The 12,683-nt window shown below is 30.3% G+C and carries 13 protein-coding genes and 1 other annotated feature; of the genes, 1 reads left to right on the top strand and 12 read right to left on the bottom strand.

What is annotated here, in order from left to right; all coding sequences use genetic code 11:
- Positions 1 to 56: 56 nt before the first annotated feature.
- The 11 genes from alaS to HYG84_RS12485 form a co-directional block, all read right to left on the bottom strand.
- Positions 57 to 2,699, bottom strand: coding sequence for an alanine--tRNA ligase (gene alaS, locus HYG84_RS12535; RefSeq protein ID WP_212377737.1), 2,643 nt, complete (start codon positions 2,697 to 2,699; stop codon positions 57 to 59).
- A gap of 79 nt (positions 2,700 to 2,778) precedes the next feature.
- Positions 2,779 to 2,997, bottom strand: a binding site (T-box leader).
- Positions 2,998 to 3,228: 231 nt separating this feature from the next.
- Positions 3,229 to 3,768 carry an ATP-dependent Clp protease proteolytic subunit gene (locus HYG84_RS12530; RefSeq protein ID WP_249168611.1) on the bottom strand — a complete coding sequence of 180 codons (540 nt, stop codon included), beginning with the start codon at positions 3,766 to 3,768 and terminating at the stop codon, positions 3,229 to 3,231.
- A gap of 212 nt (positions 3,769 to 3,980) precedes the next feature.
- The gene (locus tag HYG84_RS12525; RefSeq protein ID WP_212377733.1) at positions 3,981 to 5,216 is read right to left on the bottom strand and encodes an AI-2E family transporter; all 1,236 of its coding nucleotides are present in this window, start codon (positions 5,214 to 5,216) and stop codon (positions 3,981 to 3,983) included.
- A gap of 205 nt (positions 5,217 to 5,421) precedes the next feature.
- Positions 5,422 to 5,589 (bottom strand): YtxH domain-containing protein, encoded by a 168-nt coding sequence (locus HYG84_RS12520; RefSeq protein ID WP_212377730.1) that lies wholly within the window; start codon positions 5,587 to 5,589, stop codon positions 5,422 to 5,424.
- Between the two features lie 46 nt (positions 5,590 to 5,635).
- Complete coding sequence (locus tag HYG84_RS12515; protein ID WP_212377727.1) at positions 5,636 to 6,172, bottom strand: PRC-barrel domain-containing protein; 537 nt, start codon at positions 6,170 to 6,172, stop codon at positions 5,636 to 5,638.
- Positions 6,173 to 6,290: 118 nt separating this feature from the next.
- Entirely contained in the window at positions 6,291 to 6,734 is a 444-nt protein-coding gene (nifU, locus tag HYG84_RS12510; RefSeq protein WP_212382255.1) for a Fe-S cluster assembly scaffold protein NifU, read from the bottom strand.
- Positions 6,731 to 7,912, bottom strand: a complete 1,182-nt coding sequence (gene nifS, locus HYG84_RS12505; protein ID WP_212377724.1) for a cysteine desulfurase NifS — start codon at positions 7,910 to 7,912, stop codon at positions 6,731 to 6,733. The genes nifU and nifS overlap by 4 nt, the downstream gene beginning before the upstream one ends.
- 70 nt (positions 7,913 to 7,982) lie before the next feature.
- On the bottom strand, positions 7,983 to 8,432 hold the full coding sequence (locus HYG84_RS12500) for an RrF2 family transcriptional regulator (RefSeq protein ID WP_212377721.1): 450 nt from the start codon (positions 8,430 to 8,432) through the stop codon (positions 7,983 to 7,985).
- 201 nt (positions 8,433 to 8,633) lie between these two features.
- Positions 8,634 to 8,855: a hypothetical protein gene (locus tag HYG84_RS12495; protein WP_212377718.1), complete on the bottom strand. Its 222-nt coding sequence runs from the start codon at positions 8,853 to 8,855 to the stop codon at positions 8,634 to 8,636.
- Positions 8,856 to 8,945: 90 nt separating this feature from the next.
- Positions 8,946 to 9,770: a dTDP-4-dehydrorhamnose reductase gene (gene rfbD / locus HYG84_RS12490; protein WP_212377716.1), complete on the bottom strand. Its 825-nt coding sequence runs from the start codon at positions 9,768 to 9,770 to the stop codon at positions 8,946 to 8,948.
- Positions 9,771 to 9,893: 123 nt separating this feature from the next.
- A complete protein-coding gene (locus HYG84_RS12485; RefSeq protein WP_212377713.1) occupies positions 9,894 to 10,895 on the bottom strand; it encodes a glycosyltransferase family 4 protein in 1,002 nt (333 codons plus the stop codon).
- A 178-nt stretch (positions 10,896 to 11,073) separates the two neighbouring features.
- Between HYG84_RS12485 and HYG84_RS12480 the strand changes: the two genes are divergently transcribed.
- A complete protein-coding gene (locus HYG84_RS12480; RefSeq protein ID WP_212377711.1) occupies positions 11,074 to 11,844 on the top strand; it encodes a CAP domain-containing protein in 771 nt (256 codons plus the stop codon).
- Positions 11,845 to 11,904: 60 nt separating this feature from the next.
- On the opposite strand, the gene HYG84_RS12475 is transcribed toward HYG84_RS12480, so the two are convergent.
- Complete coding sequence (locus HYG84_RS12475; RefSeq protein WP_212377709.1) at positions 11,905 to 12,570, bottom strand: hypothetical protein; 666 nt, start codon at positions 12,568 to 12,570, stop codon at positions 11,905 to 11,907.
- Positions 12,571 to 12,683 lie beyond the last annotated feature (113 nt).

Here is a 12,683-nt window from a genome sequence, read left to right as displayed (position 1 = left end):
ATATGAAATTATTGAAATAAGTAGGAGCATGGATATCCATGCTCTTACTTATTAAATTACCCATTTAATTGAATTTTTAATAGATCCTTTACAATAGCTAAAGCTTCTTCTATTTTTTCAGGATTTTTTCCACCTGCTTGTGCCATGTCTGGTCTTCCACCGCCACCTCCACCAGCAATTTTAGCAGCTTCCTTAACTAAATTACCAGAATGTACTCCTTTTGAAACTGCATCTTTTGTAGCCATAGCGACAAAATTAGCCTTATCATTGTTGTCAGACGCTAAAACAATTACTCCTGTTCCAATCTTTTCTTTTAATGCATCTCCAATTTTTCTTAAATCGTCCATATCTTGATTATCTATAGACTCAACAATTATGTTTACTCCATTAATACTTTCTGCATTATTTAAAAAATCCCCAGTGGAATTGCTTGCTAACTGACTTTTAAGCTTATCTATTTCTTTATCTTTTTCCTTTACTTCTTGTACTAATTCATCTACACGCCCAATTACATTTTGTGTTTGCGTCTTTAATGTTTCTGCTATTTTTTGTATTGTTTCTTGATTTTTTTGTACATATTTATATGCTTCAATACCTGTAATAGCCTCAATTCTTCTTACACCAGCAGCAACCCCTGTCTCACTTAATATAATTAAAATTCCTATTTCACCACTATTATTTACATGGGTTCCTCCACAAAGTTCAGTGCTATAATCTCCAACCTTAACTACTCTAACTATATCACCATACTTTTCACCAAATAAAGCTTGAGCACCTATCTTTCTAGCTTCATCTATAGATGTTTCAAAGATGTTTACATTTAGTCCACCTAATATTTGTTTATTAACATTTTCTTCAATTTTAGCTACTTGCTCCTTTGTTAATCCTTCGAAATGAGTAAAGTCAAATCTTAGCCTTTCAGGAGTCACAAGAGACCCTGCCTGATTAACATGCTCACCTACTACATCTTTTAAAGCTTTGTGCAATAAATGAGTAGCAGTATGGTTACGAGCAGTATTCATTCTAGTAGTAACATCTACTTTAGCTTTAATAGTATCACCAACATGAAGTAATCCATCTTCTATTTTGACAATATGATGAATTTGATTATGTGGTCCCTTTTTAGTATCTAATACAGTTAATTTTGTTGTTTCATTGTATAAAGCACCAATATCGCCTACCTGTCCTCCACCTTCACCATAGAAAACAGTTTCATCTAGTATGACAGTAGCTTCATCTCCTATAGTACTTTGTTCAACAACTTCACCATTATTTATAATAGCTAGTACTTTTCCTTCTAGTTCTAAATTATTATATCCTTTAAAAACTGTACTGATATCTTTGTTTAGTCCTGCAAAAACATCGTCTTTCCAAGCCTCAGTATCAATACCTAGCCTTGCCTCCCGAGCCCTTTGCCTTTGTTTTTCCATTTCACTTTCAAAATTCTTTTCATCTACAGATAGTCCTTTTTCATCTAATATTTCTTTAGTTAAATCAAATGGGAATCCATAAGTATCATATAACTTAAATGCGTTTGTTCCACTTAATACATTTTCACTTGCACCTAATAATTCTTCTATATATTGGTTTAAAATCTCCATACCTTGATCTATAGTTTCCATAAATCGCTCTTCTTCAACTTGTATTACCTTTTTAATATAATCCTTCTTTTCAATTAGCTCGGTATAGGTTTCACCATAGTTCTTAACCACTCTATCTACTAACTCGTACAAGAATGCTCTATTTACTCCTAATAATTTTCCATGACGTGCAGCTCTTCTTAATAATCTTCTTAAAACATAACCCCTGCCTTCGTTACTTGGCAGTATTCCATCACCAATCATTAAAGATATAGAGCGTACATGATCAGTTATAATTCTAATGGACACATCAGTTTTTTCATCCTTATTATACTGTGCATTAGTAATTTCACATACTCCATTTAATATATATTGCATTGTGTCTATATCAAAAATAGAGTCTACACCTTGCATAATACAAGCCATTCTCTCTAGTCCCATACCTGTATCTATATTGGGGTTTGGAAGAGGATTATAATTTCCATCTTCATCTCTATCAAATTGTGTAAATACATGATTCCAAAATTCAACATATCTGTCACATTCGCAGCCTGGTTTGCAGTCTTTACTTCCACAGCCGTACTTTTGTCCACGATCAAAATAAATTTCTGAACATGGTCCGCATGGTCCTATACCGATCTCCCAAAAGTTGTCAGCCTTACCTAACCTAACAATCCTATCTTCTGGCAAACCAACTTGCTTACTCCAGATTTCAAAAGCCTCATCATCTTCTAAATATACAGTAGCCCAAAGCTTATCAACTGGTAACTCTAGATTCTTTGTTACAAACTCCCATCCCCACTGAATAGACTCTTTTTTGAAATAGTCACCAAATGAAAAGTTACCTAACATTTCAAAAAAAGTAGCATGTCTTGCTGTTTTTCCTACATTTTCAATATCACCTGTACGAATACATTTTTGACACGTAGCCATTCTTTTTCCTGGTGGCTCTTCTATCCCTGCAAAATAATGTTTTAATGGTGCCATTCCAGAGTTTATTAACAATAAACTCTTATCCTTTTGAGGTACTAAAGGAAAACTAGGTTGTATTATATGACCTTTAGTTTTAAAAAACTCTAGAAATTCTTTTCTAATTTCATTCACGCCTAATTTCTTCATAAAAATAATCCTCCTTCATAATTTTTCCTGTAGTTTAAAAAATATAAAAATAAAAACTCTCATCCATACATAATAAAACTGTAGGGACGAGAGTATTCTCGCGGTACCACCCTAATTATCGCTAAAAATAACGATCACTCTAGGAAATAAAGTATAACGGCTTTGCCGATAATCTCTACTTAGTTTCAAGATTATTGTTCAGAGACTGCTTCAAATGGTCTATCTAGAGGTTTTTCAGCCTAGAACCTCCTCTCTGTAAGAGTTAATCCATATTACTACTTCTCTTCATCACTTTTAACAATATATTTTATATGAATTATATATAACATACTATATTTTGTCAATATATAACTAAAACTTTGCAATATAATTTGGAATATACATTACTATGTTTTACAACTTTGACAGAGTTTATTACAATATAGAACAATTTATCAGCTTAAATACAATTGACAATCCAGAAAGTATCTGATAATACTAATTACTATATACATTCCTACCAAGTTCTCATCGGCAGTATACTAATAAATTATAGATTCGTTAGTTCCTCATATTTTGAAATAACTTGATTTACTATGCCATAATCAATTGCTTCATAAGCATTTAACCAATAATTTCTATCTGTGTCTTTTTCTATTTTTTCCAATGGTTGGCCAGTGGCTTCACTGATTATGTTATTAATCCTCTTACGTACTCTCAATATCTCTTTTGCTTCAATAGCAATATCTGCAGCTTGGCCATTTAAACCACCTAATGGCTGATGTATCATATACCTTGTGTTTGGTAAAGAATAACGATCTTGTTTTTCAGCTGCAAGGTAAATTGTGATAGCAGCACTTGCAACCCAACCAGTACCAATTACAATAACACGTGGTTTAATAAACTTAATAATATCATGAATTGTATCGCCAGCTTCTACATGACCACCCTGACTGTTGATAAATAATTTTATTGGTTGATCTCCCATTTCTTGTAGAATTAAGAGCTGTGTAGTTATTTTCTCTGCTAAAGCTTGATTGATCTCTCCAGAAATTATGATTGATCTAGATTGCAATAGTTTCTCTAGCACTAAACTTGAAGTTTCTTTTTCTTGTTTCTGCTCTTGATTGTTCATGGTATCATTCTCCTATCAATTAATATATTTAAATTTAATGATAATAATATATTATTATCAACTATTTTAAATTTAACTAATTATAACATAATTAACTAAAAATTGTTAATCATAAGATAAAAATATCACCTTTAAATTTAAGCATAATCAAAGTACCAATGAGCATATCAAAACTTTGCAATATAATTTATAAAATGCTTTCCAACCACTTTAATTACTCCAGCTATAGGCACTGCAATTAAAAGTCCAAATAAACCAAAAAATTTTCCTGCAATAATTAGAGATAGAATAACAATAATAGGATGAATACCAACTTTATCAGAAATAATTTTTGGTGATATAATAGCACTTTCAACTTGCTGTATAATTATAAATGCAACTACTACCCATATTACCTTATTTACTCCTCCTAAGGATGCAAAAACTAGTGCAGGTATTATCCCAACTATCGGCCCAAAATAAGGAATTATATCTGCTATTCCCGCAATCATACCTACTAACACTGCAAAGTCTACTTTCAAAATTAAAAGAGATATAGTGGTTAAAAGTCCTACTATTCCTGCAACAATCAACTGTCCCCTTATAAATCCACCAAGAACTTCGTCAATGTCTTTGGCAACATCAATTACTCCTTTTCTCAAAAATCTAGGTATACTTAAAATTAGCATGTTTTTAAACTTATCTGCATCTTTTAAAAAGTAAAATGCCAATATTGGAGTCAACACTATATTTGCTATCTTTGAAAGAAATTTAAGCGTTAAATTTGTTACAGAAGATATAATTTTTAATATAAAATCTTCAAGTCTATTTCCATTAAATTTTAACGCTTCTTTTACTGCGTTAAATTCTTCTGGTAAATTTTCTATACTATTGTTATATTTTATATATTTATTATATATATATCCATAGCTTTCATTTCCTAGCTTCGGTAATGCCTCTAATAATTTTTTAACTTCAAAAGTCATTTTAGGTACTAAAGTAATAGAGAATATAAAAATAATTGTAGCTATTACAAAATAAACAATAAATACTGACCAAAATCTTTTTATACCTTTTTTCTCTATATAACTAACGAGTGGATTTAAAGTATACGCCAATACAATTGCAAACAAAAATGGTGATAATATTTCATACATTAAACTTCCAGACTGAAATATTACAACAATTGCAATGATCAATATAAATGATAGTATAAAATAAACAATTTGACGTTTTCCAATATTAATTCTTTTTTTAGAATCTATATGTTGATTACCAATATGTACAAGAAAATAAATGATAAAAAATAATAGCACAATAATTAAAAGCTGCATAAAAAATTGCAAAATATTTGTAAATCCATTATTTTCGGCTAAATTTTTAAAACTTTTAGAAATGACCTGTATTGCTTTGCTGTTTTCCATTTTTTCACCCCTTTATGTTTAATATGTAATATTTGATAAATATATAATCACGTTTTATAAAAAAATTTTCTGATTTTAGCTCATAGATTTATGGGCTACTTTAAAATTTATACTTTCTCACCCAATAAGAAATTAATGGAATACTTTTAATTTAGTAAAGCCTCTATCATAAGGGTAGAGGCTTTACTAATATTTAATGCATTCGCTAAAACATATCCAGTCCTTTCATAATACCTAAAGCACCTAGAGCTCTTCTACCATTTTTCATCATTCGTTTTCTTTCTCTAGGTTTCATATTTGATGCTGCATACATACCTACTGCCGCGCCAGCAATTCCTATTGCAATAAGTCCTCTTGTCATATTTCTATGCATATATTTCACTCCTTTTCTATATTATTATTTATATGTTTTGTTAGTTTTATCGATCTATACCAAGCATTTTTTTCAATCCACCTTGCTGAGGTAAAATTTTTAATTGTTCCTCATTATTTAACATTATTTTATACTCATAAAAGTTAATTCCTTCAACTAAAGGTAAAAATGAATATCCGTTTACTAGGTCATCAAATAACCCTTCACTCATAATAAATCCTAAAACTTTTCCACTTCTTATTTGTAATAATGCATCCTTTACTACTCCAATTATCCCGCCAGTATTTGAATATATCTCATATCCAATTACCGATTTATTATTAATTGCATCTTTTATTTCTGCTATTTCATCTACATCTACAATATCATTTATTGAGTATATTAAAATGCCTTCTTCTGTAATGTTTTTTATTTTTGTGTAAGGAAGAATTTTTGTATATTTTATTGAATTTATTTGTTGTAAATAAAGCCCCAATATACGAAAATCCTTAAAACAATAGATTATATCTTTTATTTCATAGCTTAAGGGCTCATGATCCTCTTTTAAAATAGGTAATCTAATAAAATCGGTTTCCTTAATCATTGTATCCCTCTTTTCTTCTCTATTTACTATTTTTGCCTAAAAAAATAAAAAAATGCAGGCAATACCTGCATTTTTTAGATAAAATATGAATGATCAATTAAAGTTTCCAAATCCAAAATTATTCTTCTTCTCCATGGTCATGGTGGTCATGATCTTCATCTGGATTAAATCCATCTAATTCTTCATAAACTAAATTTCTTTCCTTTGCATAGTTATATATAGCTGCTTTTACTGCTTGTTCTGCCAATACAGAGCAATGCATTTTTACGGGAGGAAGTCCATCAAGAGCTTCTGCAACAGCCTTATTAGTTAATTTTAATGCTTCTTTTACCGTTTTACCTTTAATCATTTCAGTTGCCATACTTGATGTTGCAATAGCAGATCCACATCCAAAGGTTTTAAATTTCACATCTGTAATAACATCATTGTCAATCTTTAAATACATTTTCATAATATCTCCACATTTTGCATTCCCAACTTGGCCTACTGCCTCAGCATTTTCTATCTCCCCAACATTTCTAGGGTTCATAAAATGATCCATTACTTTTTCACTATACATTATTTGTTTCCTCCCTTTACCTTTTCATACAAAGGTGACATTTGTCTTAATCTATCAACAATTGGTGGTAATTTTTCAATAACATAGTCTACGTCTTCTTCTGTAGTGAAGTCACCTATTGTTAACCTTAAAGATCCATGGGCTACTTCATGGGATAGACCAATTCCCATTAGCACATGAGATGGATCTAATGAGCCCGATGTACAAGCTGATCCACTTGATCCAGAAATTCCTACCATATCCAGACTTAATAAAAGTGACTCACCTTCTATAAACTCAAAAGAGAGATTTACATTTCCAGGTAACCTTTTTGTAGGATGCCCATTTAATCGTGTATACGGTATTTTCTCCATAAGCTCATTAATCATTTTATCTCTTAATCTAATTAACTTATTAATATGGTCTTCTATATTTTCATAGGCCATTTCTGATGCTTTCCCAAAGCCTACTATTCCAGGTATATTTTCAGTGCCTGCCCTTCTTCTTTTTTCTTGGGCTCCACCATGAATAAGCTGATGAATTTTTGTACCCCTTTTTATATATAGTGCTCCTACACCCTTTGGTCCATAAACTTTATGAGCAGAAATAGACATTAGATCAACGCCGAGGTCAACAACATCTATAATTTCGTTACCATAGGCTTGTACAGCATCTGTATGAAAAATAACTCCTTTTTCTTTAGCTACCTGAGCAATTTCTTTTATAGGTTGTATTGTTCCAATCTCATTATTAGCATATATAATAGTAATTAAAATAGTATTATCTTTAATAGCATTTTTTACATCATCTACATCAACTAATCCATATTGATCTACATCTAAGTAAGTTACTTCAAAACCTTCTTTTTCTAAATATTCGCATGTATGCAGCACTGCATGGTGTTCGATTTTAGTAGTTATAATATGATTTCCTTTAGCTTTGTTTGCAAATGCAACTCCTTTAATAGCCCAGTTGTCAGCTTCAGATCCGCCACCTGTAAAGAAAATCTCATCAGATTTTGCATTTAATGTTTTTGCTACCTTATCTCTTGCAGTATCCAGTACACTTTTTCCTTGTCTACCAAAGGAATGTATGCTTGATGGATTACCAAATTCAATATTGAAAAATGGAAGCATTTCTTCTAATACCTCTTTTTTCATGGGTGTAGTTGCAGCGTAATCAAAGTAAACTCGTTTGTTCATGTAACCCTCTCCTCATAGCGTATATTGACATATTAATTGAAATTATTTATTTAAATTTTTTAGCATACAATTATATATAATACATATAATTATCTTTATTTCCTATTCTCTCATAATCATCTAACATATCTTGAAGTGTAATAGAATCAATAACCTCACTAATACTTAATCGTATTTTTTCCCATACTATTCTAGTTACACAACAATCAGCTCTATCGCATGCTGATGGTTCATCCTCTAGGACACAATCCGACGGACCAAGAGGGCCCTCTAAGACTCTAATAATATCACCAACTGTTATTTTAGATGGGCTATCAGCTAACATATATCCACCTTGAGCACCTCTAACACTTTTAACTAATCCTGATTTTCTAAGACTTGCAATTAATTGCTCCAAGTAATGATCTGAAATTAACTGTCTTTCTGCAACACTCTTAAGAGAAATTGGTCCATCTCCATAATGTATTGCTAAATCAAACATTGCCTTTAAGCCATATCTCCCCTTAGTAGAAAGTTTCATTTCGCCCCTCCTCTAATTCCAAGTGAAATGATTGGAATTCTTCAATAATTATATTATACCCTACTATTTTTGTCAACATTCATTGGTAATTTTTATTAAATTTTTTAGTGATTATATAATGTTCTATTTAACTTAATTGCAGAATTAAAGAGAGACTTTGCCTCTCTTATCATTCTACTATTTTATTTAAATTTCTAATTCTTATTCTATAATTTCCTCATTTCTCATTAAATTATCCTCTTGATATATAAGCTTTTCCTCTTCCACTATAGGTTCTACTGTAATTTCCTCATCTAAAGATTTAATTAAAACCTCGTCTACTTGTATGTATTCAATGCTATCTACATTTTCATTACTATCTATATTTTCTTTTGTTTTTGGATAATATTCAATACGGATTGGTTTTTTTGCATAAACCTTCACTATTAAACCCCCTTTAAACACATTTAAGTAAATACCTTATTTATTATATGCTCAATAAATTATATTGCTAACATCAAAATTCACATGCAACTACGTAAAAGTCAGATATTCTTCTACCGCTTCTTCCCATGATTTTAATCTAATATATGAACTATTATTTAAACTAACATTTTCGGGTCTTTTAGCAATCAACTGCAGATCTCTAGAATCTATAGGAACAACTTTTACTTCCATTTCTTTTATTTTGAATATATATTGAACAAATTCGTACCAAGAGCAGCTTCCCTTGTTCACTAAATGATATATTCCATAATCTTCGTTGTTTAAAAGCTGAATCAATGCTGTGGAAAAGTCTGCTGAATAAGTAGGACTTCTTTTTTGATCACTTATAATATTTAAAATTGTATTAGTGTTTGTTAAATTTGTAATTGCTTTTATAAGATTTTTACTTCTATGCCCAAATATAGATGATGTTCTTACTATAAAATATTTTTCTAAATTTTTTTTCACAATCAACTCGCCATTATATTTAGACATACCATAAACATTAATAGGATTTGGTGTATCATACTCATCGTAAGGTGATCCCTTAACTCCGTCAAAAACATGATCTGTACTGACATATACTAATTTTGCGCCTATTTTTTCAACTGCTTTTGTAATATTTTCTGTACCACTAGTATTAACACTATAAGCTAAATCTGGTGTCTTTTCACATCCATCTATATCCGTATAAGCGGCAGCATGTATAACAAATTCAGGTCTAATGCTATTTAAAATCTCATAACAAGAATCTAAATTAGTTATATCTAAATCTTTTCTTCTTAAAGATACAATATCAAAATCAAGTTTTTCTAAATCTTTACTTAGTTCATACCCTAACTGTCCAGATCCACCTAATATACAAATCTTCATTAACTTCACCTCATCAGTTTAATTTTCTTTATTTATTGGATAATTATATGTAAAATACTTACTACTTAGTAATACTTTCTAATAGCTTTGTTGGGTGTAATCTTTAAAAGGGTATTATATTTTCTAATTTAATAAAGTTCTATAGGCATCTATTATAGAATCAGCTATATCCTCCCACAGAAAATTATTTACAATATGATTTTTTAAATTATAATCTTTATTCTTACTTAATAATGCCACTATTTTTTCTAATATATTGCGATCATCATCCCATGATGAATACTCTACATAATCTTTAAAGTACTCCTTGGTACTTCCTTCTGGTGTTGTAAGTATATTACATCCAGCAATTCCAGCTTCTAAATTAACCAGACCCGGAGTTTCATACCAGCTAACAAGGCAGTGGACCTTAGCTGCTCTATAGGCTGAAGCTAACTCTTCATGATTTAATCCATTTATATGTATTAAAAATGGATTTGCATATTTACACTTGTTAAAGTATTCTATATCATTTACTGGACCTATCATTACAAAAGGTATATCTATACTTTGACATATTTTTGCAAGTGTTAGTTGATTTTTATGCGGGCAGATTCTACCAACAGATAAAACAAAATCTTCATTATTAATCTTATATCTATCTAAAAATTTTTCGGATTTTCCTTCAGAAAAACAAGCATCTACACCATTGTATACAATTTTACACGGTCTTCTAGTATTGAAATCTTTCTTTATAATATCTAACTCAATCTTTGAACTTGGTAAAATCAGATCTACATTTTGCATAACTTCTTTTCTTAATACATTATCCATATTCCAACGATTTATAAACTTTGCTTTATTAAAGTTTTTATATAAATATATACCATAGTTCCAATATATAGGAGACAAAACAATCTTCTTTTTAAAATCTTTACTCCGTTTATAATACCGATATGTATCTCCAATACGAATAGTATTAAAAATATGGACTAAGTCATAGGGCCTTAAATCTTCGTGTTGATTACTGGAAATTACAACATCAATACCTTTTCTTTTTAAATATTCTACAGTTTTAGTAAATTGAATTGAATCTCCCCCTATATTACTTTTATAGTCATTTCTTATATAAGCTAATACTTTCATATATATTCTCCTCATAACTGTAATTTCAGTATAGATAAAGCTTCTGAATCACTTTATTAACTTACTAGATTTAACTTATGTTCAATAAATTACCATAAAAAAATTGTCGAATTGTGTTGAAATCTTAACTTTGTTACTGTATTATGATGACAAGCCTAAATTAAAGGGAGGAAATATAATGAAACTTAAAAATTGTAAGAGGTTAGTATTACCTACAGTTATGGCGGGTCTATTAGTTTCTATGCCTGTGACATCTAGTGCTTACACAAAATACATTAATTTATCTAATGTTGCAGGAACTACTTATTCAAATAGTGCAACTATACGACAAAACAACGGATACTTTAAGGTTGTAAGTAAACCAGATCAAACAACAAAAGATTGTGATATTGTATCCATAGGAAAGTATCCTAAACCTGGAACTAATACTAATAAACCTGCAGAAGTACCGTCAGACAACACAACTAAGCCAGTAGAAAAACCAGAAGAAAATGTTAAGCCTAAACCACAGGAACCACAACCAGATACTGATACTAATACTGGATCTGACACAGGATCTACTTCTAATGGAAAGCATTCATTAACTGCATCAGAAATTCAGATGATTGAATATGTAAACAAAGCAAGACAAGATGCTGGGTTACAACCATTACAAATAGACGTTGATCTATCATATGTTGCTAGATTAAAATCTCAAGATATGAGTGATAACAAGTATTTTTCTCATGATTCCCCAACATATGGATCTCCATTTGACATGATGACTAAATTTGGAATTAAATATCGTGGTGCAGCTGAAAACATAGCAAAAAATAGTAGTGTTGAAGCCGCCCACAATGCACTTATGAGATCACAAGGTCATAAAGAAAACATTTTAAATCCTACTTATACTCATATTGGGGTTGGTATTCATAATGGACATTACACTCAAATGTTTATTAGAAAATAATTAATTTAAATACTATATTTTTAATAAAAAGCTACCATTACGGTAGCTTTTTATTGTTATTTACATAAATCCAAGAGGTATATCTTCCAACTGTGGTGGGAAGAAAGGTGGGAAGTCTTCCATTTCGAATTCATCGCATATATCTGTTGGTAAGAATTCTTCACACTCAGGTGGTGCAGGACAGAATCCAAACTCTGGAATAAGTAATTGTACTTTACCAACTACTTTAATAATCATAAATACTCCGATAGTAAATATTAAGACACCATCATCAAATATAGGCTCAGTTAATGATTGTGATAGAGTTTCAACTACAATCTTAAACGTGAATTCATCTCTTGCGTCAGGAATGAATAAAACTATATCTTTTTGGATTGGTGGTAATTCACCAGCAATATTTTCAATAGCTCCTGTTGTTGTATTTCGAATTCTTGCTGTAAAAGTAACTTTTACTTTAAATCTTACTCTTCTAAAATTTGGTCTACTTGGTATATCTGTAATTATTAGTGTTCCATTTATAATTTCTCCTGGGTTAAATACAACATCTAAAAATTCAAATTTAGATGCGCAATCATGTGGCAGTCTAACTCGCACATTTTCAATGCACTCTCTTTGTTGACATTGGAAGTATACTTTGTCAACTATTACACATGCAGTAACAAATTCTGGAAAGTATGGATCGCATGGACTTTGTTGTAATAAGTTAGAATCAAGATTTAACGGCATAGGTTTTCCCCCCTCATTTTATTTTAAATCTCAATATATTAATAATTTTACTTGTAATATCATAATATGGAGTAAGTTAATATTTGTGATTATTTAAAAAAAATTTTTTTTAA

Origin of the sequence: Alkaliphilus sp. B6464 (assembly GCF_018141165.1) — a bacterium.
Lineage (GTDB): Bacteria > Bacillota > Clostridia > Peptostreptococcales > Natronincolaceae > Alkaliphilus_B.
This window is presented reverse-complemented; position numbering and strand designations above follow the sequence as displayed.

Coding starts and splice junctions, on each gene's coding strand:
- alaS (WP_212377737.1), bottom strand. CDS start 2,699: ATGAAGAAATTAGGCGTGAATGAAATTAGAAAAGAATTTCTAGAGTTT.
- HYG84_RS12525 (WP_212377733.1), bottom strand. CDS start 5,216: ATGGAAAACAGCAAAGCAATACAGGTCATTTCTAAAAGTTTTAAAAAT.
- HYG84_RS12520 (WP_212377730.1), bottom strand. CDS start 5,589: ATGCATAGAAATATGACAAGAGGACTTATTGCAATAGGAATTGCTGGC.
- HYG84_RS12515 (WP_212377727.1), bottom strand. CDS start 6,172: ATGATTAAGGAAACCGATTTTATTAGATTACCTATTTTAAAAGAGGAT.
- nifS (WP_212377724.1), bottom strand. CDS start 7,912: ATGAACAAACGAGTTTACTTTGATTACGCTGCAACTACACCCATGAAA.
- HYG84_RS12500 (WP_212377721.1), bottom strand. CDS start 8,432: ATGAAACTTTCTACTAAGGGGAGATATGGCTTAAAGGCAATGTTTGAT.
- rfbD (WP_212377716.1), bottom strand. CDS start 9,770: ATGAAGATTTGTATATTAGGTGGATCTGGACAGTTAGGGTATGAACTA.
- HYG84_RS12485 (WP_212377713.1), bottom strand. CDS start 10,895: ATGAAAGTATTAGCTTATATAAGAAATGACTATAAAAGTAATATAGGG.
- HYG84_RS12480 (WP_212377711.1), top strand. CDS start 11,074: ATGAAACTTAAAAATTGTAAGAGGTTAGTATTACCTACAGTTATGGCG.
- HYG84_RS12475 (WP_212377709.1), bottom strand. CDS start 12,570: ATGCCGTTAAATCTTGATTCTAACTTATTACAACAAAGTCCATGCGAT.